Origin of the sequence: Rhodovulum viride (assembly GCF_003265965.1) — a bacterium.
Classification (GTDB): Bacteria; Pseudomonadota; Alphaproteobacteria; order Rhodobacterales; family Rhodobacteraceae; genus Rhodovulum; species Rhodovulum kholense.
Window position 1 is genome coordinate 154772 of the sequence record NZ_MUAV01000005.1, and the last position, 22046, is coordinate 176817.

22 protein-coding genes are annotated in these 22046 nt (G+C 67.7%); 11 read left to right on the forward strand and 11 right to left on the reverse strand.

From position 1 onward, the window contains the following. The first annotated feature begins 3 nt into the window (after positions 1-3). The 5 genes from BYZ73_RS05975 (at position 4) to BYZ73_RS05995 (ending at position 5827) form a co-directional block, all read left to right on the forward strand. A complete protein-coding gene (locus tag BYZ73_RS05975; protein WP_112315265.1) occupies positions 4-1650 on the forward strand; it encodes an aminotransferase class V-fold PLP-dependent enzyme in 1647 nt (548 codons plus the stop codon). After that, a complete protein-coding gene (locus tag BYZ73_RS05980; protein WP_112315266.1) occupies positions 1647-2951 on the forward strand; it encodes an NAD(P)/FAD-dependent oxidoreductase in 1305 nt (434 codons plus the stop codon). The genes BYZ73_RS05975 and BYZ73_RS05980 overlap by 4 nt, the downstream gene beginning before the upstream one ends. A gap of 16 nt (positions 2952-2967) precedes the next feature. After that, positions 2968-3438 carry an L-2-amino-thiazoline-4-carboxylic acid hydrolase gene (locus BYZ73_RS05985; RefSeq protein ID WP_112315267.1) on the forward strand — a complete coding sequence of 157 codons (471 nt, stop codon included), beginning with the start codon at positions 2968-2970 and terminating at the stop codon, positions 3436-3438. A gap of 3 nt (positions 3439-3441) precedes the next feature. After that, positions 3442-4614 carry a M20 aminoacylase family protein gene (locus BYZ73_RS05990; protein ID WP_112315268.1) on the forward strand — a complete coding sequence of 391 codons (1173 nt, stop codon included), beginning with the start codon at positions 3442-3444 and terminating at the stop codon, positions 4612-4614. A gap of 115 nt (positions 4615-4729) precedes the next feature. Continuing rightward, a complete protein-coding gene (locus tag BYZ73_RS05995; RefSeq protein WP_112315269.1) occupies positions 4730-5827 on the forward strand; it encodes a transglutaminase-like domain-containing protein in 1098 nt (365 codons plus the stop codon). Between the two features lie 121 nt (positions 5828-5948). Here BYZ73_RS05995 and BYZ73_RS06000 read toward each other — a convergent pair whose 3' ends face one another. From BYZ73_RS06000 to BYZ73_RS06030, 7 genes are all read right to left on the reverse strand, one after another. Beyond that, positions 5949-8096, reverse strand: coding sequence for a putative bifunctional diguanylate cyclase/phosphodiesterase (locus BYZ73_RS06000; RefSeq protein ID WP_181497972.1), 2148 nt, complete (start codon positions 8094-8096; stop codon positions 5949-5951). Positions 8097-8404: 308 nt separating this feature from the next. Then, complete coding sequence (locus BYZ73_RS06005) at positions 8405-11428, reverse strand: chemotaxis protein CheB (RefSeq protein WP_181497973.1); 3024 nt, start codon at positions 11426-11428, stop codon at positions 8405-8407. 383 nt (positions 11429-11811) lie between these two features. Next, positions 11812-12321, reverse strand: a complete 510-nt coding sequence (locus tag BYZ73_RS06010) for a CarD family transcriptional regulator (protein ID WP_075784071.1) — start codon at positions 12319-12321, stop codon at positions 11812-11814. A gap of 274 nt (positions 12322-12595) precedes the next feature. Continuing rightward, positions 12596-12934: a ferredoxin FdxA gene (fdxA, locus tag BYZ73_RS06015; protein WP_108025846.1), complete on the reverse strand. Its 339-nt coding sequence runs from the start codon at positions 12932-12934 to the stop codon at positions 12596-12598. Positions 12935-12985: 51 nt separating this feature from the next. Beyond that, positions 12986-13363 carry an RNA-binding S4 domain-containing protein gene (locus tag BYZ73_RS06020; RefSeq protein WP_112315272.1) on the reverse strand — a complete coding sequence of 126 codons (378 nt, stop codon included), beginning with the start codon at positions 13361-13363 and terminating at the stop codon, positions 12986-12988. A gap of 6 nt (positions 13364-13369) precedes the next feature. Then, on the reverse strand, positions 13370-16348 hold the full coding sequence (locus BYZ73_RS06025; RefSeq protein ID WP_112315273.1) for a helicase-related protein: 2979 nt from the start codon (positions 16346-16348) through the stop codon (positions 13370-13372). A gap of 23 nt (positions 16349-16371) precedes the next feature. Beyond that, positions 16372-16899: a tetratricopeptide repeat protein gene (locus BYZ73_RS06030; protein ID WP_342768191.1), complete on the reverse strand. Its 528-nt coding sequence runs from the start codon at positions 16897-16899 to the stop codon at positions 16372-16374. Positions 16900-17003: 104 nt separating this feature from the next. On the opposite strand from BYZ73_RS06030, the gene BYZ73_RS06035 reads away from it, so the two are divergent. Further along, positions 17004-17291, forward strand: coding sequence for an SCP2 sterol-binding domain-containing protein (locus BYZ73_RS06035; RefSeq protein ID WP_108025851.1), 288 nt, complete (start codon positions 17004-17006; stop codon positions 17289-17291). A gap of 5 nt (positions 17292-17296) precedes the next feature. Continuing rightward, positions 17297-18247 carry an alpha/beta fold hydrolase gene (locus BYZ73_RS06040; RefSeq protein ID WP_108025853.1) on the forward strand — a complete coding sequence of 317 codons (951 nt, stop codon included), beginning with the start codon at positions 17297-17299 and terminating at the stop codon, positions 18245-18247. A 30-nt stretch (positions 18248-18277) separates the two neighbouring features. Here BYZ73_RS06040 and BYZ73_RS06045 read toward each other — a convergent pair whose 3' ends face one another. After that, a complete protein-coding gene (locus tag BYZ73_RS06045; protein ID WP_075784065.1) occupies positions 18278-18505 on the reverse strand; it encodes a DUF1150 family protein in 228 nt (75 codons plus the stop codon). Between the two features lie 11 nt (positions 18506-18516). After that, complete coding sequence (locus BYZ73_RS06050; protein WP_108025855.1) at positions 18517-18930, reverse strand: Hsp20 family protein; 414 nt, start codon at positions 18928-18930, stop codon at positions 18517-18519. A gap of 156 nt (positions 18931-19086) precedes the next feature. On the opposite strand from BYZ73_RS06050, the gene BYZ73_RS06055 reads away from it, so the two are divergent. The 3 genes from BYZ73_RS06055 (at position 19087) to BYZ73_RS06065 (ending at position 20945) form a co-directional block, all read left to right on the forward strand. Beyond that, positions 19087-19305, forward strand: a complete 219-nt coding sequence (locus BYZ73_RS06055; RefSeq protein WP_075784063.1) for a YdcH family protein — start codon at positions 19087-19089, stop codon at positions 19303-19305. Between the two features lie 64 nt (positions 19306-19369). Beyond that, the gene (purE, locus tag BYZ73_RS06060; RefSeq protein ID WP_112315274.1) at positions 19370-19858 is read left to right on the forward strand and encodes a 5-(carboxyamino)imidazole ribonucleotide mutase; all 489 of its coding nucleotides are present in this window, start codon (positions 19370-19372) and stop codon (positions 19856-19858) included. Continuing rightward, positions 19851-20945 (forward strand): 5-(carboxyamino)imidazole ribonucleotide synthase, encoded by a 1095-nt coding sequence (locus BYZ73_RS06065; RefSeq protein WP_112315275.1) that lies wholly within the window; start codon positions 19851-19853, stop codon positions 20943-20945. Before purE ends, BYZ73_RS06065 begins: the two co-directional genes overlap by 8 nt. A gap of 12 nt (positions 20946-20957) precedes the next feature. Here the strand turns inward: BYZ73_RS06065 and BYZ73_RS06070 are convergent, their stop codons facing one another. Together BYZ73_RS06070 and BYZ73_RS06075 are read right to left on the reverse strand one after the other, a co-directional pair. After that, on the reverse strand, positions 20958-21314 hold the full coding sequence (locus BYZ73_RS06070; RefSeq protein ID WP_075784060.1) for a hypothetical protein: 357 nt from the start codon (positions 21312-21314) through the stop codon (positions 20958-20960). Further along, positions 21314-21640: an ElaB/YgaM/YqjD family protein gene (locus tag BYZ73_RS06075; RefSeq protein WP_108025861.1), complete on the reverse strand. Its 327-nt coding sequence runs from the start codon at positions 21638-21640 to the stop codon at positions 21314-21316. Before BYZ73_RS06075 ends, BYZ73_RS06070 begins: the two co-directional genes overlap by 1 nt. 177 nt (positions 21641-21817) lie before the next feature. Here BYZ73_RS06075 and BYZ73_RS06080 point away from each other — a divergent pair, with 177 nt between their 5' ends. Next, on the forward strand, positions 21818-21988 hold the full coding sequence (locus BYZ73_RS06080) for a DUF1328 domain-containing protein (protein ID WP_042459606.1): 171 nt from the start codon (positions 21818-21820) through the stop codon (positions 21986-21988). The last annotated feature ends 58 nt before the right edge of the window (positions 21989-22046 follow it).

Below are 22046 nucleotides of genomic sequence, written 5' to 3' on the forward strand. Positions count from 1 at the left end.
CCCATGTCACTGCATTTCGAAGACATCCGCCGCGCCCTGATCGGGGAGGGCGCCGCCATTCCCGGCCCGTTCGGCCCGCGCGCCCTGATCTATGCCGATTATGTCGCCTCGGGCCGGGCGCTGGGCTTTGTCGAGGACGCGATCCGGCGCCATGTGCTGCCGGCCTACGGCAACACCCACACCGAAACCTCCTATACCGGCCGCCGGACCACCGAGCTGCGCGAACTGGCGCGCGCGGCGGTGCGCGAGGGCATGGGCGCGGACGACGCCCATGCCGTTATCTTCTGCGGTGCGGGCAGTACCGGCGCCGCCGACAAGCTGGTCCGGGCGCTGCAGATGGGCGGGCGCGCCGGGCAGCTCGGCCCCGAGGCGGTGGTCTTCGTCGGTCCCTATGAGCATCACTCGAACGACCTGCCCTGGCGCGAAAGCGGGGCGAAGCTGGTCCGTATTCCGCTGGATGCGGCGGGGGCGCTCTGCCTCGGGACGCTGGAACGCGAAATCGCGGCCCATGCTGATGCGGCCCTGATGGTGGGGGCCTTCTCGGCTGCCTCGAACGTGACCGGCATCCGCACCGATATCCGCGCGGTCGCACGGCTCTTGCACGCGGCGGGCGGCTGGTGCGTGATCGACTTTGCCGCCGCCGCCCCCTATGTCGCGATCCGGATGGCCGAAAGCGCACCCGGCGCGGGCGACCGGATCGACGCGGCGCTGGTCTCGCCGCACAAGTTTCCGGGCGGACCGGGGGCCTCGGGCCTGCTGATCGCCGACCGGGCGCTGCTGAGCACGCCCCGGCCCACGGTGGTCGGCGGCGGCACGGTCAGCTTCGTCAGCGCGGCCGAGCAATGCTATGTCGAGGCGGTCGAGGCGCGCGAAGAGGCGGGCACACCGTCGATTGTCGGCAATATCCGGGCGGGCATGGTGCTGGCGCTGAAGACCGAGCTGGGCGCCGAGGCCATCGAGGCCCGCGAAGGCGAACTGCGCGCGCGCCTCGAGGCCGCGCTGGCCACCGAGCCGGGGATCGAGCTTCTGGGGCCGCGGAACGCGCCCCGGCTGGGGATCTTCTCGTTCAACATCCGGATCGGCGCACGGCATCTGCATCACGGGTTCGTCGTGGCGCTGCTGAACGATCTTTTCGGCATCCAGGCGCGCGGCGGCTGTTCCTGCGCCGGGCCCTACGGCCACCATCTGCTGGAGATCGACGACGCCCGCAGCCACCGCTTTTCCGAGGCCGTCGCGCGCGGCCATACCGCCTTCCGGCCGGGCTGGGTGCGGCTTGGGGTGAACTATTTCTTCTCGGACGAGGATATCGACCGTTTGGCCCGGGCGCTGGTCTTCATTGCGCAAAACGGGCTGGCGCTCTTGCCGCTGTACCGGCTGGACGTTGCGCATGGGGTCTGGCGCGCGCTGGGCGCCGAGCCCGCGCCGCCGCCCGGCAACCTTTCGGACCTCTGGGCGCTGCCCGAGGACGACGCGGCCGCCCCCGATTTCGAGACCTGCCTTGCCGAGGCGGCCCGTCTGGCCGAAAACGGCCGGGCCGCGGCCCCCACCGCCGCCGGCACCGCTCTTGATGCCGATGACGAGGCCTTGCGCTGGTTCTGGCTGCCCGACGAGGCCCATGCCGCGCTGACCGACGAGGAGACCCCTGCATGACCGATCCCGTGACCTTCCCGCCCTCGCTCTGGGCCGATACCGCGCCCGCCCGGACCCCGGCGCCCCCGCTCTCGGGCAGTGTCGAGGCCGATACCGTCATCATCGGCGGCGGTTTCACCGGGCTGTCGGCGGCGCTCCATCTGGCGCGCGAGGGCAAGCGGGTCGTGCTGCTGGAAGGTCAGGCCGTGGGCTGGGGCGCCTCGGGGCGCAACAATGGCCAGGTGATCCCGACCCTGACCGCGGCCGAGCCCGATGCCTGGGTCGCGCGGTTCGGCGAGACCGGGCGGCGCTTTGCCGAGCTGATCGGCGGCTCGGCCGGGCTGCTCTTCGACATCGTCCGCCGCGAAGGTCTGAAGGCCGAGGCCGAACAGACCGGCTGGTTCCAGCCCGCCCATTCGCCGGGCCGCGTCAAGCTGAGCGAAAAGCGGGTCGAGGCCTGGCAAAGGTTCGGCTTCGACGTCTCGCTGAAGGATGCCAGGGAAACCGCCGAGATCCTGGGCACCGACTTCTGGCATGGCGGGATGTATGCGCCCTCGGGCGGGCATATCAACCCGCTGGCGCTGGCCCGCGAACTGGCCCGCGCGGTCGAGGCCCATGGCGGCCGGATCCACGAACGGAGCCCGGTGAAATGGTTCGAGCGGCAGGGCGCCGAATGGGTCGCTGCGACCGCGACCGGCAAGGTCCGGGCGCGCGCGCTGATCCTGGCCAGCAACGCCTATACTGGCAAGCTGGCGGGCGGGCTGGCGCCGAAGATCGCGCGCAGCTTCATTCCCGTCCATTCCTGGCAGATGGCGACCGAACCGCTGGGCGAGAACCTGCGTGCAAGGATCCTGCCCGGGCGGCAGGCGGTGTCGGACACGCGGGGCGATCTGCGCTTCTTCCGCTACGACGCCCGCAACCGGCTGATCACCGGTGCCGCGATCATTCCGGGCTGGAACGATGCCGGGCGGGCCGAGGCCAAGGCCGCGCGGAACCTGGCCGAGGCCTTCTCCGAGCTTGGCGTGCCGAAGATGACCCATGTCTGGTCGGGCTATCTGTCGATGAACTGGGACCGCTTCCCGCGCGTTCACCGGCTTGGCCCCGACGGCTGGGCCTGGGCCGGGTGCAACGGGCGCGGCGTCGCGCTGGGCACCGCGCTTGGCCGCGAGATGGCGCGCGCCGTCGCGGGCGAGGACCCGCGCGGGCTGGCGCTGCCGGTGACCGCACCGCAGGCCTTCCCCTATCACGCGCTGCTGACCCGGCTCGCCCCGGCCTATCTGGCCTGGCTGCGCCGCAAGGACCTGACCGAACCCGATCTCTGAGCGAGGAGCCAAGAGAATGAACGACCTGCCGATCCTCGAACGCCGCCGCATCGAGGCAATGATCCTGAAACATGTCTTCGACGTCATCTCGGAACGTTCGGGCCGGGCCGAGGCCGAGGCGGTGATCGGCGAGACCTGCTCGCGCTCGGCGATCGAGCAGGGCCGGGCACTGGCCGCCGGTCTCGACCACGCCCCGGATCTGGTGGACTACGCCGCGATCCTGCCGAACTGGACGAAGGAAGACGCGCTGGAAATCGAGCCGCTGGAGATGTCGTCCGAAAAGATGGATTTCAACGTCACCCGCTGCCGCTATGCCGAGATGTATCGCGAGATGGGGATCGGCGATATCGGCCATCTCTTGTCCTGCAACCGCGATGGCGATTTTTGCATCGGCTACAATCCCGAGATCGAGATGACCCGCACCCAGACGATCATGAAGGGCGCGACCCACTGCGATTTCCGGTATCGCATGAAGAAGAAGGACTGAAGGATGGCCGTCGAGAACTGGGTCGCCAAACACATCTCTGAACTGGTCGAGTTCCGCCACGACCTGCACCGCCATCCCGAGCTTCTGTACGATCTGCCCCGGACCTCGGCGAAGGTGGCCGAGGCGTTGCGCGCGGCGGGGGTGGACGAGGTGCATGAGGGCATCGGCCGGACCGGCGTCGTCGGCGTGATCCGGGGCCAGAGCAATGCCTCGGGGCGGATGATCGGGCTGCGCTCGGACATGGACGCGCTGCCGATCCGCGAGGAAACCGGCGCCGACTGGGCCTCGACCGTGCCGGGCAAGATGCATGCCTGCGGCCATGACGGGCACACCACCATGCTGCTGGGCGCCGCTCGGCATCTGGCCGACAGCCGGGCCTTCGACGGCACCGTGATCGTGATCTTCCAGCCCGCCGAAGAGGGGGGCGCGGGCGCGAAGGCGATGATCGAGGACGGGCTTTTCGCCCGCTGGCCCTGCGACGAGGTCTACGGGATGCACAACCGCCCCGGCCTGCCGGTCGGGCAGTTCACCATCGCGCCGGGGCCGATCATGGCCTCGGTCGACGAGGTCAGGATCACCGTTTCGGGCCGGGGCGGCCATGCCGGGCGGCCGAACACCACCATCGACCCGATGCCGGTCGCGGCGGCGGTGATCCAAGCGGTGCAGACCCTGACTTCGCGCACCATCGACCCGATCGACAGCGCGGCGGTGTCGCTGTGTTCGATCCACGGGGGCGATGCGTTCAACGTGATCCCGCAGGACATCTCGATCACCGGCACCGTGCGCACCCTGCGCGAGGAGGTGCGCAACCATATCGAGGCGCGGCTCAAGCAGATGGTCGAGGGCATCGCCGCGGCCTGCGATGCGACCGGCCGGGTCGAGTATATCCGCCACTATCCGGTGACGGTGAACCACGCGGCCCAGACCGATCTGGCCGCCACCGCCGCGCGTGCGGTCGCGGGCGAGGGCGCGGTCACGACCGACATGCCGCCGACCCTCGGGGGCGAGGATTTCTCGTTCATGCTGAACGAGGTGCCGGGCGCGCTGATCAATATCGGCAACGGGCCGAGCGAGGGCCTGCACCACCCGCGCTACGATTTCAACGACGAGGCCATCGGCTGGGGCTGTTCCTACTGGACCACGCTGGTCCGCCAGCGCCTGCCGGTCGCGGGCTGATCTCCCTTCGGCGAACGGGCGTCTGGGCAATCCCTCTGTCCGGGCTAGATCCCGCCGCATAGGCCCCCGCTTTGGCCGAGCCGGGGCCCCGGATCGGCAGGGAGGGAGCTTTGCCATGACGATGAAGAGACGGGCGGTGTTGACCGCAGGGGCTGCGATGGCGCTTGGGATGACGCTGCCGCGCCCGGCTGCGGCCCGGTTCGCCCCCGAGCCCTCGGGCTGGCGCCGGTTCGAAATCACGACCCGGCTGGCGATCCCGCGGGTGGGAAAACCGGTCCGCGCCTGGGTGCCGGTGCCCGCGATGACCGAGGGCGACTGGATGCAGGCGGGCGCCGCGCGATGGACCACCAATGCCCAGCGCGCGGGCCTCAAGACCGACGGCGCCACCGGCGCACGGTTTGTCGAGGCGGTGTGGCCCGCCGCCGACGCGCCTGCCGACCTGGTGGTCACGGCCGTTGCCTCGGCGCAGGACCGGGCCGTCGATCTGTCGCGCCCGCGGGATCTTCCGCCCCTGTCCGAGGCCGAACGCGCCCGCCACACCGCCCCGACCGCGCTGATCCCGACCGACGGCATCGTCCACGAGACGGCGATGGACATCGTCGGTGATGCGGACAGCGATCTGGAAAAGGCGGGGCGGATCTACGACTGGGTGGTCGACAGCACCGAACGCAATCCCAAGACCCGGGGCTGCGGGCTGGGCGACGTGGCCTCGATGCTGAAAAGCGGCGACCTGACCGGGAAATGCGCCGATCTCAACGCGCTTTTCGTGGGGCTCGCCCGGGCCGCCGGGTTGCCCGCGCGCGATCTTTACGGCCTTCGCGTGGCGCCCTCGGCCTTTGGCTACAAGAGCCTCGGCGCGGGGTCGTCCGATGTGACCAAGGCCCAGCATTGCCGGGCGGATGTCTATCTGGACGGCTTCGGCTGGGTGCCCGCCGATCCTGCCGATGTGCGCAAGGTCGTGCTTGAGGAGCCGCCGAAGACCCTGACGCTGGCCGATCCGGAAGTGCAGGCGGTGCGTGCCGGTCTGTTCGGTGCCTGGGAGGGCAACTGGATCGCCCTCAACGCCGCCCATGACGTGACGCTGCCCGGATCGGCGAACGGGCCGCTGCCGTTCCTGATGTATCCGCAGGCCGAATCCGCCGGGCGGCGGCGCGACGAGCTGGAGCCGTCGGGCTTTGCCTATACCATCACGGTGCGCGAACTCGGCGCCTGAGGCGCAACGGACCGGCCCCGCAGACGCGAAACGGGGCGGCGCTTTGCACCGCCCCGTGGGCTTTTCCGTCTCGGCCCGGACACAGGGTCCGGGCGGGCGGTCTTCCCCGCCTCGCGCCGTCTTACGCGGCGACGAGGGATTCGAAGGCCGGGATCTCGAGCCCCGGGCTGACCAGGAAGCCCTGGCCGAAACCGCAGCCGTTCTGGGCCAGCCAGGCCAGTTGTTCTTCGTTCTCGATGCCCTCGGCCACGGTCGTCAGCTGCAGGCTTTCGGCCAGTGCCAGCATGGCGCGCACGATGCTGTCCGAGGCCCCGTCGCGGGCGTTCAGCTGGGCGATGAAGCTGCGGTCGATCTTCAGTTCGCTCGGGCGCAGCTTCTGAAGATAGGCCAGCGACGAATAGCCGGTGCCGAAATCGTCGATCGAGATCCGCACGCCCGCATCGGCCAGATTAGCGAGGTTCCGGGTGGCCTCGGTGGTGCAGTTCATCAGCCCGGTTTCGGTGATTTCCAGCAGCAGAAGCTCGGGCGGGATGTCGTGATAGTCGAGCAGCGCCAGAACCGTCGGCACCAGTTCGGTGGTCTGCAGCGACCGTGCCGAGATGTTGACCGAAATCGGAACCCGCAGGCCCCGCCTGATCCACTCGCCCTGTTGCCGGGCGAACAGCTTGAGCACCCGCAGGTCGAGCGCATTGTAAAGCCCGTTGGCCTCGGCCAGCGGCACGAATTCGGCCGGAGAGATGTCGCCAAGCTGCGGATCGCGCCAGCGCAAGAGCGCCTCGGCACCGACGATCCGGCCGCGGTCGGCAATGTCGAACTTGGGCTGGAACACCAGACGGAAGCTGTCCTCGCACAGGGCCTTGCGCAGCGCGCTGAACACCTGAAGGCGACGCTCGCTGGTAAAGCGGAGGCTTTCCTTGAAATGGAAGACCCGGTCGCGGCCATTCGATTTCGCGGAATACAGCGCCATGTCGGCGGCCCGCAGAAGATCCTCGGCAGTGCCCGCGTCGCGCGGATAATGGCTGAGCCCGATGCTGCAGGTCAGCAGCACGCGGGTGCCCCCGATTTCATAGGGCGAGCGGATTTCGCCCAGCGTCCGGTGCAGGATCTGTTCGGCCTCTTCCGGCGCGGCGTCGGACATGAACAGCAGGAATTCGTCGCCGCCGAACCGGCCGACGCAGGCCCGGTCGCCCATCGCCTCTTCGAGGCGCCCGGCAAAGGCCGACAGGATGGCATCGCCCACCTCGTGGCCCATGCCGTCATTGATGTCCTTGAAGGCGTCGATATCGAGAAAGCCCAGCACCAGCCCCTTGCTCGTCGGGTCGAGCTGCGCCATGGCCGAGCGCAGATGCTCGAGGAAGCACTGGCGATTGTTGAGCCCGGTCAGCGGGTCGCGATTGGCCAGATCGTTGGCGATACTGAACGCGGCGAACAGTTCGTTATGGCCGGCCATCAGCGCGCTGACATCGGTCGAGGTGCCGCCGACGGCAAAGACCTTGCCGCTTTCGTCGCGCAGCGGGAATTTCTGGATCAGGAAGCTGCGCCGGTTGTCCGGGGTCGGGGCGAAACTGCCATGGTTGCTGGCCGGTTTGCCCGAGATCAGCACCTCGATATCGAGCGCACGCGAGCCCAGAAGCCCGTCGAAATCGCGCCGCTGGTCGACCGACAGGCCCTTGCGGTTGCCAATCAGGGCACTGGTCGCCTGGTTGCTGAAGATCAGGTTCCCGGTCAGGTCGAAGGCGTGGAAGAGCGTCGAGGTCGCGTCGCTCAGCATCTGCCGACAGCGCAGATCGCGTTCCTGGCGGTCGTCGGCATGGCGGTCGACCAGCAGCATTTGAACCCGGTCGCCGTCATGGGCGCAGGACGGCAGCCGCGCCAGGTGGGCGTGATAGGACAGATGCACCCCGTCGCCGGGGCGTCCGACATGGACGGGCACGATCGCCGTGGGCTGGGGGAAGGCTTCGGTCCGGGACTGGCTCCCGGAGAGGTAGGCATGCACGCGGCTGCGGGAATCCTGGTCCAGCATCCGGTAGATCGAGCGGTTGTGGAGGTGATCGACGGAGGGAAAGCCGAAGACCGCAGCGGCCGAGTCGTTGGCCTCGCGGACCACCCCGGCCCGGTCCAGCACGACCGCGGGCAGCGGCAGGTGTTCGAAAAGGGCGAGGTATTTCTGACGCTCCCTCTCCGAGGCGGCATGCGCCTCGAGCAACTCCTGGTTCTGAAGTTCAAGTTCGGCCTGCACCAGTTCCAGATGGTCAGCGCTGGTCTGCACGCTGCCCGGTGCCAGAATGCTCCAGTCTTCGGCCGCCGCCCGGCGCCGAACGCGGGACGGCGGCTCGGAGGGCTGGGGGGAAGCCCTCTCGAAGTCACTCGTCCCACCGCTTTCCGCAGCCGGCAGGGGAACCGGCGCATCGTGTCGTCCCATTTCTGGCACAGTCCTCGGTGCAGTCACGCCAACGGTCCGGACTGTCGTTCGACAATGCTAACGAACCATTAAACAACCTTAGCGCGACAGGGAAATCCGGCAGTGTTTTTTGAGGGTTAGCGGTCGTGACGTTGCGTCGTTTGGGGGACGCAACGTCAACCCTGTTTCATATTCCGGAACCAGGAGGTGATTTCGATGTGGCTGACCACGGCGCCGAACTCGCTTCCGGCCACGGTCGCGGCGGTCATGTAGAACCAGCGCTGTTCGCTCGGCGAATGGCAGGGGTATTCAAGCGCGAAATAAGTCTGGCTGCCCTCGAGAATCGACTTCAGCCCCTCAAGCGCGCGCAGGGCGATTCGCTGGTCTTCGGGGTCCCACGGCACCGGCTGGCCCGGCATGGGAGACCGGCAGACATCGAGATAGTTCGCGCCCGGGCCGCAGCGTTCCAGCCCGGAATCGCCATTGGCGCGGGCAAAGCGGGTCCAGGCCTTGTTGGTCAGGACGATGGTGCCGTCGAAATCCAGCACCGCGATATGTTCGGGCAGGGCGTCGATGACCCCCTGCAAGCGCGCGAGGTCGCGATAGACGGTCACGTTGGTCAGGGTGACGACCGCCCCGCGATGGCCGGAGGACTGCACCGCATAGGGCATGATCCGCACCCGGTAAAGCGCCCCGTCCTCGGCCACGGCCTCGCGCTCGAAGCTGACCTCGGTGCGGATGGTGTCGCGGATGTCGTCCAGCAGGGCGGGGTATTTCAGCCTGTGGGCGATGTCGCCCAACGGCCGCCCGACATCGCTTTCGCGCAGCTTGAAGACCGAACAGGCATCGGGCGAGAACCGGGTGATCAGCAGCGCCTCGTCGAGGAACACGGTCGCCACCCCGACGGCGCGGATCATGCTGGTCAGATCGGCGTTCAGCCGGTTCAGCATGGCCATCTTTTCCTGGTATTCGGCGTTGACCGTGTTGATCTCTTCGTTGACCGACTGCAATTCCTCGTTCGAGCTTTGCAGCTCTTCGTTCGAGGCCATCAGCTCTTCGTTGGTCGATTGCAGTTCTTCGTTCGAGGTTTCGAGTTCCTGGATCGTCGTTTGCAGATCGGCCCGGGTCGAGTCGAGCTGACGTTCGAGGATGTCGATCCGGGCCTGCGCCACCGCGGTCAGGTCGATCTGCTTCTCGCCCTCGGGCGTTGTCCGGGGCTCGCGCTCGATCTTCTCGAAGCTGAGCAGAACGCAGGCGCCAAGCTCGGAGCTTGCGAATGGAATGGCATGCAGCCGCAGCACGCTGGCAGTGTCCTCCAGCCGCACCTCGATCTGTTCAGAGGCATGGGCCTGGGCGGTCTCGATCGCCTGATGGATCAGGACGCTGGCCATCGCCACAAGGGTCTTGGGCAGCAGCCGCACCAGTTCCAGACTGGCCGCGCCCGACCGGGTCAGCAGGAAGGGACGCAGGTCGCCGAAGAAATGGATCGCCTCAAGCTTGTCGTTGACCAGGATCGACGGCGGCGCCCAGGCGTCGAGCAGGGCGTTGATTGCCATGTCGGTCAGGCTTTCGCGCACCGGACCGCGGGTCCCGAAGGCACGCGCGCTCATCACCGGGCGGCTGTCCCTGTCAGCGGCGAACTGACGGGACTTCAGGCCGTGATCGAACGGGGTCGAGGATTTCAGCGCCGACAGGTCGAACTGTCCCGAGGGCCGCGCCGAGACCCGGACGAAGACCTTGTGCTTGGAATCGATCGGCTGGAACCCGTTCTGCAGGCTGGACAGCGTCTCGCTGCTGCCGAGGAACAGGAACCCGGCCTTGCGGATCGCGTATTGCAGCCGCAACAGCGCGTCCTTCTGGGCGTCCTGGCGGAAATAGATCAGCGTGTTGCGGCAGCTGACCAGGTCCATCCGGGTGAAGGGCGGGTTCGACAGCAGGTCGTGCCGGGCAAAGACCAGCGATTGCCGCAACTCGTTCGACACCTGCACCGTGTCGCCATTGGCGATGAAATACCGTTCCATCCGCCCGGGGCTGATCTCGGCCCCGACCGAGGCCGGATAGATGCCCGCCGAGGCGAATTGCAGGCTGTCCTGGCTGACATCGGTGGCGAACACCTTGACCATCGGCGCACGCCCGGCCCGCTGAAACGCCTCGTGCAGCAGGATCGCGATCGAATAGGCCTCTTCGCCGGTCGAGCAGCCCGCGACCCAGGCGCGCGCGGTCTGGTCGGGCCCCAGAGACTCGACGATCCGCGGGACGACGGTTTCCTCGAGCACCCGGAACGCGTCTTCATCGCGGAAGAAGCGGGTGACCGAAATCAGCAGCTCACGGTTCAGCGCCGTGACCTCGCCCGGCGAGGACAGCATCAGGTCGACATAGCTTTGCAGGTCGGGCTGGCCCAGAACCTGCATGCGGCGGCCGATCCGCCGCAGGATGGTCGAGCCCTTGTAGAGCCGGTAATTGGTGCCGGTCGCGTCCTCGAGCGCCTGGAAGATCACCTCCAGCGTGTCGGTCTCGCCCGAAGATCCGTCAGATCCGGCGGCGCTCTGGCCGGTCTCGGAATCCTGTTCCGGGCCGAACGGGATCTTCGGCGGGCGGCTGCGGTGTTCCAGAACCCGCCGCGCCAGGTCGCTGACCGGCAGTTCGGCATCGACCACCCCGGCGCGGCGCACGCTCATCGGCATGCCGTCGAAATTGGCCTCCTTGGTGTCCTGGATCAGGACCAGACCGCCTGCGGCATTGATCGCGATGGCGCCGCGCGTGCCGTCCGAGCCGGTGCCCGACAGCACGATGCCGCTGGCCCGGTCGCCGCAATCTTCCGCGAGGGACGAAAAGAAGATGTCGATGGGAAGCGACAGTCCCTCATTGCGGGGGGCCAGCCGCAGCACACCGCGATCGATGCGCATCACCGCACCCGGCGGGATCAGGTAGACATGGTTCGCCGCGACCCGCGTGTCGGTCTCGATCATGCTGACCGGCATCGCCGTGCGCCGCGCCAGAAGCCCTGCCATCAGGCTTTTGTGCTTGGGTGACAGGTGCTGAATCACGACAAAGGCGGCGCCGGAGTCCGAGGGACAGTTTTCGAAGAAGGTCTCGAGGGCGGACAGGCCACCGGCCGAGGCACCGATGCCGACGATCGGAGGAGCGGCCTGGGGATCTGTCTCGTCGGGAAGTGACCGGGGGTCGGCTTCGGTGCCCATCAGGAATGTGTGCCCCGTTTTTTCATTTCTGCGCTTGCGGTTGCGCATTTAAATGAAGTGTTAACTTCATCCTCGCGAGGGTTCTCGCATACGACTTGCAGTTGATCAACCGGTTTCGGCTGCGGAAATTTGCAGCACTCAAGCGCCGACCCCAGGCGGGCCGGTCATGGTCCCGATTTGAAACGGAAAGCCCGGTGCCGGGACGCGGTCGTAACGTAGGGTCAGTCGTTGCGGATCGCCCGGTCCATGCTGCGGCCGAATAGGCGCAAGCCACGGAAAAGATAGCCACACATTGGACGGGGATGCCCGAAAACCGAAAGGCACCGACCGTGTCCCGGCCGATGCCATCGGATAGGCTGCCTTGGGCTTGGCGTGCGGCGGCGTCAGGCTGCGCGCGACACCAGAACCTCGTCGACCTGCTTCTGCGCGCCAACCTCGTCCATGCCGGACACGGCCGCGACTTCGCGGGTCAGACGTTCCAGCGCGGCTTCGTACAGCTGGCGTTCGGAATAGCTCTGCTCGCGCTGGTCGTCGGCGCGGTGCAGGTCGCGCACGACCTCGGCGATCGAGATCAGGTCGCCCGAATTGATCTTCTGTTCGTATTCCTGGGCGCGGCGCGACCACATGGCCCGCTTGACCTTGGCCTTGCCCTTCAGGGTTGCCATCGCCTTCGACACCACATCGGGCGTCGAGAGCGAGCGCATGCCCACCTCGGTCGCCTTGTTGGTCGGCACGCGCAGGGTCATCTTGTCTTTCTCGAAGGAGATGACGAAAAGCTCGAGCGGGATGCCAGCGATTTCCTGCTCCTCGATCGACACGATCTTGCCCACGCCATGAGCGGGGTAGACCACGTAATCGTTGGGGCGGAACTCGGATTTCTTGGTCTTGGTCATACAGCACTTCCTCGCATGGACCGCAGGGGCAACGACAAGAAAAGGTCCGGACCTCGCGATGCCCGGCTTATCCATTTCCCTTGGCGCTGAAAAACCACCCCGCAGAAGGCGGATTCTGCGTGTGGTTTGAAGATTCGGTCTGCCATTTGTAAAGGAAGCATAACACAAAAAACGCCCCACGGAAAGCGGCATGCTGGTTCCGTTGGGGCAAGCGCATGAATGTGCGGGCAATTTCCCGCTTAAGCTGTGGGCGGCAGGGGTTAACGGCGTCCCGTCAGCCCCCGACGCCGGGCGTTTCCGAGAAATACTTGGCCCGTTTGCCGTCTTCGCCGTCGCGTGCCTCGGCTTCGGGCAGCGGGTCCTTGCGCGTGATGATGCAGGGCCAGACCTCGGCGTATTTTCGGTTGAACTCGACCCATTCGTCCATGTCGGGTTCGGTATCGGGCCGGATCGCGTCGGCCGGGCATTCCGGTTCGCACACGCCGCAGTCGATGCACTCGTCGGGATGAATCACCAGCATGTTCTCGCCCTCGTAGAAGCAATCCACGGGGCAGACCTCGACACAGTCGGTATACTTGCAGGCAATGCAGTTGTCGGTGACGACGTAAGTCATGGGCGAACTCTCGATTTTCCGATCTGGGTGGACCTAAACCACGACTGCCGATCATTCAAGCGGCGGTTTGCGGCTTCGGTCAAGGTCGCGGCGCTGTTTCTTCGTCGGACGGCCTCCACCCTCGTATTTAGGCGTTGCGGGCGGCGTTTCCTTGATCGGGGTCAAGTCCTCGTAGAGGGTGCGCGCCTCGGTCGCGGGGCCGCGGCGCTCGCCCAGCGCCAGCACCCGGACCACGCGGATCTGGTGGCCCTGGGGAAAGGTCAGCGTGTCGCCGGGGCCGATCTGCGCGGCGGGCTTGTCGGTCTTGGCGCCGTTCACGCGCACATGGGCACCGGCCACCAGTTTGGTGGCCAGCGTGCGCGTCTTGAAGAAGCGGGCCTGCCAGAGCCACTTGTCCAGACGGAGGGTCGGACGCGGGGCTTCGGTCACGCGGGGCTACTTCTTGGTCTTCAGCCCCATCAGCGCGGCGGCGAAGGGGTTGTCGGGATCGATGGGCTTTTCCTTGCGGGGCGGGCGGGCCTCGAAGGTCTTGGGTCCGTCATGGCGCGGGCCGCCCTTGCCGCCCGGCTTGCCACCGCCGCCATGCTTGCCACCCTTGCCGCCATGCTTGCCGCCGCCGCCCTTGCCGCCACGGCCGCGCGGGCCGTCGCCCTGTCCGCGGTCTTGACCACGGTCCTGACCGCCCTGCGCGCCATCGCCGCGCTGACGCCCGCCGCCGGGCCGCCGCCGGGGCGCCCAGGTGAAGGTGTAGAACACCTCCATCTCGGCGTCCTCTGCGGGTGCGGCCTCTGTTTCGGTCGCCGGTTCAGCCGCGGTCTCGGGCTCGGCATCCACCGCACAATCGGCCCCGGTGTCCGCCACGGAATCGGCGTTGGCGTCGGGCGCGGGGGAGTCGGGCGCTGCATCGGGCATCGGCTCTGTCGCGGCCTCGGAAGAGGCCGCCTCGGGCGTCGCGTCGACAGGCTGATCGGCCGCCGCATCGGCAGCCGCCTCCGTAGGCGCATCCTTGGCCGGAGCCTCGGCGGCGGGTGCCGCCTTGACCTTGGGCCGCTCGCCCTTTTCGGCGCGGTAGCCGAGGCCCTGCATCAGATCGGCGAACTGCTCGAGCGTGGTGCCGGTGATCGACAGCATGTCGGCCTTGGCTTCGAAACCGCCCCGGGTGTCTTCCGACCGAAGCTGATCGGCCAGCCGTTCCAGCATGTCGATCCGGATCGCGCGGGTGCCGGCCGGGCGATAGCCCGCCAGCCGGTAGACCTCTTCGGTCACACCGGGAACCACCGGGATCGTCACCAGCCCGGGCGGCGGGCTTTCGGGGAATTCGTCCAGATTGCGCGCCAGCGACCACAGCACCAGCCGCAGACGGGTGGGCGCGGGCTTCAGCAAGAGCGGCATGAAGATCGTGAACTGGCCGAAGCGGATCCCGTGCTTGCGCAGCGCGGCGCGGGCCTCCTGGTCCAGTTCCTTGACCTCCTGGGCCACGCCGTCCCGCGCCAGAACGCCCATCGCCTCGACGATGCGGAAGGCAAAGCCCCGGGTCAGCCCGGTCAGCGTCTCGTCGCGCTGCAGGTTCAGCAGCGGCTCGAACAGGGTCGCGACCCGGCGGTCGATGAAATGCTGCAGCCGCCGACGAACCTTCTCGATCACGTCGGGCCCGGCCTCCTCGTCGACGAAGGCGTCGATGCCCGGCTTCAGCGGATCGGCACCCGCCACCAGCTTGCCCACCGCATGCGCGCCCCACATCAGCCCGCCCTGCTCGGTGAAATCGAGCTCGGTATCGGGCGCGTTGTAGAAGCGGTCGGCGCGCAGGTGGAATTCGGGAGCCAGCGCCACCAGCGCCGCCTGGCGCAGGGTCTTGGCTTCATCGGGGCTGGCGGACGCATCCTGACGGAAGCGGAAGCCCTCCAGACGGCCGACGAATTGCCCCTCGACCGTCACCTCACCCTTGTCGTTCACCTCGGCCACAAGGCTCTCCTTCTGTTTCAACCGGCGGAGCAGAACGGAGGTCCGCCGGTCTACGAATCTTTGCGTCAATGCGCCGTGCAGCGCGTCCGACAGGCGGTCCTCTACCGCGCGCGTCTGTTCGCGCCAATGCGGTTCGTCGGCGACCCACCCCGTGCGCTGGGCGACATACGTCCAGGTGCGGATATAGGCCAGACGTTTCGACAACGTGTCAATGTCGCCATCTGTCCGGTCGATGCGCTTGACCTGTCGCGCCATCCAGTCGTCCGGGACCCGGCCCGCCCCGTGCAGAAAGCCGAAGATCCGTTCCAGCAGACCGGCATGTTCGGCGGCCGAAATCCCCCGGAAATCCGGTATTCGGCAGACATCCCAAAGAAGTTTCACGTCCCGGGAATCGCGGATCCGGGCGCGAAGATCGGGCAGCCCCGAGAGCGATTTGAGGGCCTGCAGGTCGTCCGATTCCCGCACCCGGGTCAGCCAATCGCCCTCTGCGTGTGTCTCGAGCGCGGCAATCAGCCGCTCCGGTGTTCCGAAGTCGAGCCTGGAATTGCGCCATTGCAGCCGGGCGACCGGGTCGAACCGGTTCTCGACGATGGCTTCGGCCACCTCGTCGGGCAGCGGCCGCGCCTCGCCGGTGACGCCGAAGCTGCCGGCCTGGGTATGTCGCCCGGCCCGGCCCGCGATCTGTGCCAGCTCGTTCGGCCAGAGCGGCCGCATCCGGCGGCCGTCGAACTTGTCGAGCGCCGAGAAGGCCACATGCTTGATGTCGAGGTTGAGCCCCATGCCGATGGCGTCGGTCGCGACCAGATAATCGACGTCGCCATTCTGGTAGAGTTCGACCTGGGCGTTGCGGGTCCGGGGCGAGAGCGCCCCCATCACCACGGCGCAGCCGCCCTTCTGGCGCCGGATCAGCTCGGCGATGGCATAGACGTTCTCGACCGAAAAGCCGACGATGGCCGAGCGGGGCGGCATCCGGCTGATCTTTTTCGACCCGGCATAGACCAGTTCGGAGAACCGCTCGCGCCGCATGAACTGGACCTTCGGGACCATCGCGGCGATGGCGTTGCGCATGGTGTCGGCGCCCAGAAACAGCGTTTCGTGCTGGCCGCGGGCATGCAGCAGCCGGTCGGTGAAGACATGGCCGCGTTCGGGATCGGCGCAAAGCTGGATCTCGTCGATGGCCAGGAAATCGGCGCCGGTGGCCTCGGGCATCGCCTCGACGGTCGCCACCCAGTACTGGGTGCGGTCGGGCACGATCCGTTCCTCGCCGGTGACGAGCGCCACCACCGACGGCCCCCGCAGCGCGACGATCCGGTCATAGACCTCGCGCGCGAGCAGGCGCAGAGGCAGGCCGATCACACCGGTACGGTGCGCCAGCATCCGCTCGATCGCGTAATGGGTCTTGCCGGTATTGGTGGGCCCGAGGACCGCGGTGATCCTCGACTGCGCTGTCATCCTTCAGCCCCTTCGCCCGTCGTTCAGAGGGTCCGGCCGGAGGTGACGATCTCGAGCCGGTGCACGGCCTCTTCTAGGTCAGGATCGTGGGGATGTATAGCATGGGCGGCGCGATAGGCGCCCAGCGCCGCCGCGTCGTGCCCGGTCTCTTCGAGGATGGTGCCAAGCCCGGTCAGCGCGCCGAAATGGCGGGGGTTCAGCTCCAGCGTATGGGCCAGGTCGGACAGAGCGGGCCCGTAAAGCCCCGACCGGTAATAGGCCAGCGCCCGCGAATTGTAGGCTTCGGCGAAATCGGGGGCATGATCGACCAGCGCGGTCAGATGCTCGATGGCGGTGCCGAAGGCCTCGGCCTCGATGGCATCGCGCCCGCGCTTCAGCAGAAGGTCCATCGAGGCCGACCCCGATTTCGACCATTCGGTCCAAAGCGCATCCTCGACCCGCTGCCAGTTCGGCAGGTCGGGCAGCTGCAACTCCTCCAGCAGCTCGTCGGCGCGGGCGGAATCGGCAAGGCCCCGCTCAGCGAACAGCGCTGCCGCGGAAAATACCGCCAAGGCAAGATTGAGAATGCGCAGCGTTTTGGCCATAACGTCCCCCAGAATAGCGCAACAGGCGGAAAAGGCGACATGCCCCGCAATCACAAATCGGAGGATCCCGAATGAGCGACACGCTGGACAAGGCCGTCGAGGCCCTGAACGCCAAATTGTCGGGCGGCTTCAATGGCGTTGCCAAGTTCGCCATCGAGGATACCGGCGACATCATCGTCGATTCCGACGGCGCCCATGCGGGCGATGCCGAGGCGGATGTGACGCTGTCGGCCAGTCTCGAGACCTTCCGGGCGATGATGGAGGGCGAGCTGAACCCGACCACGGCCTTCATGACCGGCAAGCTCAAGATCGAGGGCGACATGGGCAAGGCGATGCAGCTGGCCCAGATCTTCACCTGATCGCAATGGACGAGGCGCCGCTTTACGCGGAGGTGGCGGGTGGCCCCGAGGGCGGCCGCGCCTTCTGGCTGCGGACCGAGGACGGGGTGCGGATCCGGATCGGTGTCTGGGGCCGCGAGGCGCCGGCTGGCACCGTTCTGCTGTTTTGCGGCCGCACCGAATATGCCGAGAAATACGGCGCTGCGGCGGCTGCCCTTCAGGCCCGCGGCTTTGCCACGCTGGTCATCGACTGGCGCGGGCAGGGATTGGCCGACCGGACGCTTGCGAACCGCTCGTTGGGCCATGTCGCGCGGTTCGCGGATTTCCAGGCCGATGTGCGGGCGGTGCGCAAGGCCGCCGAGGCGCTGGGCCTGCCCCGGCCCTATCACATGCTGGCCCATTCGATGGGCGGCGCCATCGGATTGCGTGCGCTGATCGAGGGGCTCGACGTGGCGACGGCAGTCTTTTCGGCACCGATGTGGGGCATTCGCATCAGTGCCGCGATCGCGCCCCTGGCCTGGGCGCTGACCGGGCTTGCGCCCCGGCTGGGGCTCGGGCCGGTCCGGGTGCCCGGTACCGGGGGCACGACCTATGTGCTGGCCACGCCCTTCGAGACGAACGATCTGACCGGAGACCGCGAGATGTACGAGATGCTGCGCCGCCAGCTGACGGCGCATCCCGATCTTTCCATCGCGGGGCCGACGCTGACATGGCTGGGCGAGGCGCTGTCCGAGGCGGCCTGGCTGGCGCGGCAGCCCTCTCCGGCGGTGCCGGCCCTGACCTTCCTTGGCGGGCGCGAACGGATCGTCGATTCGGCCGCGATCCGGCGGCGCATGGCCGACTGGCCGGGTGGACGGCTCGAGCTGATCGAGGACGGGCGCCACGAGATGATGATGGAACCGCCCGCCATCCGCGACCGGCTGTTCGACCAGGCCGCGGCGCATTTCCGCGCCCAGGTTTGCGCCCAGTCCGGCTGAGCGCGGCGGCCCCCGGGGGCCGCGGCGGCGTCAGTGGACGTTGACCGGCGCCAGGTCGTTCTGGCGTGCCAGCTGAAAGGCGAGCTTGCGGTCCCGCACCAGCGCAAGACGGTCGCCATTGACGTCGTGGACGGCGTAAAGCTCGTCCAGTCCCAGGGCCTGACGCTGCACCTCTTCGGGCAGGTCGGCGACCTTGACCGGCCGCACATAGACGATGCGCTCGCCGCCTTCGGGCAGAAGATCGTATTTCTCGTTCATGACCGTTTACCTCACGCTCTGGAAATCCGGATCGTCTGGACAACGCTGTCCGGTACCGCCCGGTTCAGATCGACATGCAGAAGACCGTTTTCCATGGTCGCCCCCGTCACCTCGACCCCGTCGGCCAGCACGAAGCTGCGCTGGAACTGCCGGGCCGCGATGCCGCGATGCAGGAACACGCGCTCGGCGCAGTCCTCGACCTGACGGCCGCGGATCACCAGTTGCCGGTCCTCGACGGTGATCGCCATGTCCTCGTCGCGAAAGCCCGCGACGGCCAGCGTGATCCGGTAGCCGGTTTCCGAGGTCTGTTCGATGTTGAAGGGCGGGTAGCCTTCGTTGCCGGATTTGGCGGTCCGCTCGACAAGGCGTTCGAGTTGCTCGAATCCCAGAAGGAAGGGATACGAACCGAGGGTGAGTTTCGTCATTGGGCAAGTCCTTGAACAAGCGACCTGTAAGTTCCGGGACCCCGCATCCGCGGCGGTCCGACCCAGGATATGGGAACCGGGGCGGCTTCCCGCAAGGGCATTAAATGGCTATGTTAACACTTCAAGGAACCGCATCGACTCAGCCCCGGGAACCAGATGAACATCGCCAGCGAGATGAATTCGGACGAGGTCTTGCGCGTCAAACTGGAGGTCCTGCGGCGCGAGCACCGGGATCTCGACGACGCGATTCACGCGCTTCAGGAGAAGGGGACCGGCGACAGCCTGACCCTCAAGCGGCTGAAAAAGCAGAAGCTGGCCCTGAAGGACCGCATCGCGCTGATCGAAGATCAGCTGACGCCGGACATCATCGCCTAGCCGCATTGCGTCGCCGTCGCGCACGGTTATAGTGCCCGCTCGCGAAACGAGGGGGCCGTACCGCATGGGCGACGTGAAAGTGGGCATCATCATGGGCAGCCAGTCGGACTGGTCCACCATGAAAGAGGCAGCCGACATCCTGGACGCGCTGGAGGTGCCCCACGAGGCGCGCATCGTCTCGGCCCACCGGACGCCCGACCGGCTCTGGACCTATGGCAAGACCGCGGTCGAGCGGGGTTTGCAGGTCATCATCGCGGGCGCGGGCGGCGCGGCCCATCTGCCGGGCATGATGGCGTCGAAGACGCGGGTGCCGGTGATCGGCGTGCCGGTCCAGACCCGGGCGCTGTCGGGCGTCGACAGCCTTTATTCCATCCTGCAGATGCCCAAGGGCTTTCCGGTCGCGACCATGGCCATCGGCGCGGCGGGGGCCGCCAATGCCGGGCTGATGGCTGCGGGCATCCTCGCGCTGAACGATCCCGCTCTGGCCGACCGGCTCGACCGCTGGCGCGCCGATCTGTCGGCCTCGATCCCCGAGGTTCCGGCCGATGAGTGAACCTCGCGCCGCCGCCCCTCTCGCCCCCGGCGCCACCATCGGCATTCTCGGCGGCGGCCAGCTTGGCCGGATGCTGTCGGTCGCGGCCTCGCGGCTGGGCTTTCGCTGTCATGTCTTCGAACCCGCACCCGAGCCGCCCGCCGGTCAGGTCGCGGCCCATGTGACGACCGCGTCCTACGAGGACACGGCGGCGCTGGCGCGGTTCGCCGGCTCGGTCGATGTCGTTACCTACGAATTCGAGAACATCCCCACCGCCGCGCTCGATGCCATCGAGGCCGTCGTGCCGATCCGCCCGGGCCGGAAGGCGCTGGCCGTCAGCCAGGACCGGCTGGTCGAGAAATCCTTCCTGAACGGGCTTGGGCTGGCGACCGCGCCCTTCGCCGCGGTCGATGACGAGGTCGATCTGGCCGAGGCGCTGGACGAGATCGGCGTGCCCGGCATCCTGAAGACCCGCCGTTTCGGTTATGACGGCAAGGGGCAGGCCCGCATCATGGGTCCCGAGGACGGCCCGGCGGCGCTGGCCGACATGAGCGGCGCGCCGGCGATCTTCGAGGGTTTCGTGGAGTTTTCGTCCGAGATTTCGGTGATCGCGGCGCGGGGCGCCTCGGGCGAGGTCGCCTGTTTCGACCCGGGCGCCAACGTCCATCGCGACGGCATCCTGCGCACAACGACCGTGCCCGCGCCGCTGACCGTCGCGCAGCGCACCGATGCGGTGCTGCTGGCGGGGCGCATCCTGAATGCGCTCGATTATGTGGGGGTAATGGGGGTCGAGCTTTTCGTGACGAAAGCCGGTCTGATCGTCAACGAGATCGCGCCCCGGGTGCATAATTCCGGGCACTGGACCCAGAACGGCTGTGTCATCGACCAGTTCGAACAGCATATCCGTGCCGTTGCGGGCTGGCCGCTGGGCGACGGGGCGCGCCATTCCGACATCGTGATGGAAAACCTGATCGGCGACGACATGGACCGCCTGCCCGATCTGGCCGCCGATCCGAAGGTCGCGCTGCATCTCTACGGCAAGACCGAAACCCGCGCGGGCCGCAAGATGGGCCATGCCAATCGCTGGGTCGGCCCGGCCGCGTCCTGAACGCAGCCGGGTTTAGTGCCGCGCATCGCCGTTAGGCGCACGCGCGGCGCGGCCGGCTTCCAGCCCGGCCGCAAAGCCTTCCGCCATGTGCACGAAGGGCGTGTAAGGATCGGCCGGGGCTGCGGGTCGCGCAGGCGGGCTCCGGCGCAGGCTGAGACCCCAGAAGATCAGCCCCACCCCCAGATAGGCCGCGCCGATCACGGTGGCGGCGAAGACCGCGCCATGACCGGCGCTGAGCACAAGCCACGCCGCCCCTGTCAGGAAGGCGGCGCCGACGCCCGCGCAGAGGCTGCCCGCGGTGCCGAGCGCCAGCCGGTGCGAAAAGGCTCGCGCCCGGCGTTCGGCTTCGTCGAGGGGCAGCGAGAACATCAGCGGCGACCCGTCATCAGCCCGACGAGAAAGCCGAGGCCCACGGCGATGCCCATCGCCGCGGCGGGCTGGCGGCGGACCGCATCGGCCGCCTGTTCGCCCATTTCCATCCCGCGGCTCTGCATCTCGGCGACCGTGGCCTCGCCGCGGTCGCGCAGCGCCGCCGCGCGGTTCTGCACCGTATCGCGCATGTCGTTCTTCTTGGCCGCGCTCAGATCCCCCAGCGTGCGGGCGATCTGGGCGATGTCGTCCTTCAGCGCGTCGATCTGGACCTCGAGATCCTGAACGCTGGCGCTGCCGTTCCGTGCCTGAGCCGATTGTGCCATGACGGCCTCCTTTCGGTTGCTTGGTATCGCATACGCGCAAGAAACGCCGCCGCGCCGGACAGGGTTCCGTCCGGTCGCGGCGCGATCACGCTTGCGAGAGACCCCCTGTACAGGCCGGGAACCACTCGGCCCCGGCGACGTTGGGTCAGCACAACCGGACATGAAAGGAGCCTTGAAATGCTGTATTGGGCACTCGTTTTTCTTGTCGTCGCCCTGATCGCCGCCGCCTTCGGGTTCGGGGGCATCGCATCGGCCTCGGCCGGGATCGCACAGATCCTGTTCTTCGTCTTCCTCGTTCTCTTCGTCGTCGCGCTGGTGGCGCGGGCGCTGCGGGGTCGCATGCCCTAAGATGAAGACACTGAAGACTGCACGCCGCCCGCGGGCCCGCGCGGGCGGCACGAAAGAC

What these genes read in the sequence shown, in the direction of transcription:
- BYZ73_RS05985 (WP_112315267.1), top strand. Translation starts at nt 2,968, where the DNA reads ATGAACGACCTGCCGATCCTCGAACGCCGCCGCATCGAGGCAATGATC.
- BYZ73_RS06010 (WP_075784071.1), bottom strand. Translation starts at nt 12,321, where the DNA reads ATGACCAAGACCAAGAAATCCGAGTTCCGCCCCAACGATTACGTGGTC.
- BYZ73_RS06065 (WP_112315275.1), top strand. Translation starts at nt 19,851, where the DNA reads ATGAGTGAACCTCGCGCCGCCGCCCCTCTCGCCCCCGGCGCCACCATC.
- BYZ73_RS05980 (WP_112315266.1), top strand. Translation starts at nt 1,647, where the DNA reads ATGACCGATCCCGTGACCTTCCCGCCCTCGCTCTGGGCCGATACCGCG.
- BYZ73_RS06075 (WP_108025861.1), bottom strand. Translation starts at nt 21,640, where the DNA reads ATGGCACAATCGGCTCAGGCACGGAACGGCAGCGCCAGCGTTCAGGAT.
- BYZ73_RS06045 (WP_075784065.1), bottom strand. Translation starts at nt 18,505, where the DNA reads ATGAACGAGAAATACGATCTTCTGCCCGAAGGCGGCGAGCGCATCGTC.
- purE (WP_112315274.1), top strand. Translation starts at nt 19,370, where the DNA reads ATGGGCGACGTGAAAGTGGGCATCATCATGGGCAGCCAGTCGGACTGG.
- fdxA (WP_108025846.1), bottom strand. Translation starts at nt 12,934, where the DNA reads ATGACTTACGTCGTCACCGACAACTGCATTGCCTGCAAGTATACCGAC.
- BYZ73_RS05995 (WP_112315269.1), top strand. Translation starts at nt 4,730, where the DNA reads ATGACGATGAAGAGACGGGCGGTGTTGACCGCAGGGGCTGCGATGGCG.
- BYZ73_RS06080 (WP_042459606.1), top strand. Translation starts at nt 21,818, where the DNA reads ATGCTGTATTGGGCACTCGTTTTTCTTGTCGTCGCCCTGATCGCCGCC.
- BYZ73_RS06005 (WP_181497973.1), bottom strand. Translation starts at nt 11,428, where the DNA reads ATGGGCACCGAAGCCGACCCCCGGTCACTTCCCGACGAGACAGATCCC.
- BYZ73_RS06055 (WP_075784063.1), top strand. Translation starts at nt 19,087, where the DNA reads ATGAACATCGCCAGCGAGATGAATTCGGACGAGGTCTTGCGCGTCAAA.
- BYZ73_RS06035 (WP_108025851.1), top strand. Translation starts at nt 17,004, where the DNA reads ATGAGCGACACGCTGGACAAGGCCGTCGAGGCCCTGAACGCCAAATTG.
- BYZ73_RS06040 (WP_108025853.1), top strand. Translation starts at nt 17,297, where the DNA reads ATGGACGAGGCGCCGCTTTACGCGGAGGTGGCGGGTGGCCCCGAGGGC.
- BYZ73_RS05990 (WP_112315268.1), top strand. Translation starts at nt 3,442, where the DNA reads ATGGCCGTCGAGAACTGGGTCGCCAAACACATCTCTGAACTGGTCGAG.
- BYZ73_RS05975 (WP_112315265.1), top strand. Translation starts at nt 4, where the DNA reads ATGTCACTGCATTTCGAAGACATCCGCCGCGCCCTGATCGGGGAGGGC.
- BYZ73_RS06025 (WP_112315273.1), bottom strand. Translation starts at nt 16,348, where the DNA reads ATGACAGCGCAGTCGAGGATCACCGCGGTCCTCGGGCCCACCAATACC.
- BYZ73_RS06050 (WP_108025855.1), bottom strand. Translation starts at nt 18,930, where the DNA reads ATGACGAAACTCACCCTCGGTTCGTATCCCTTCCTTCTGGGATTCGAG.
- BYZ73_RS06070 (WP_075784060.1), bottom strand. Translation starts at nt 21,314, where the DNA reads ATGTTCTCGCTGCCCCTCGACGAAGCCGAACGCCGGGCGCGAGCCTTT.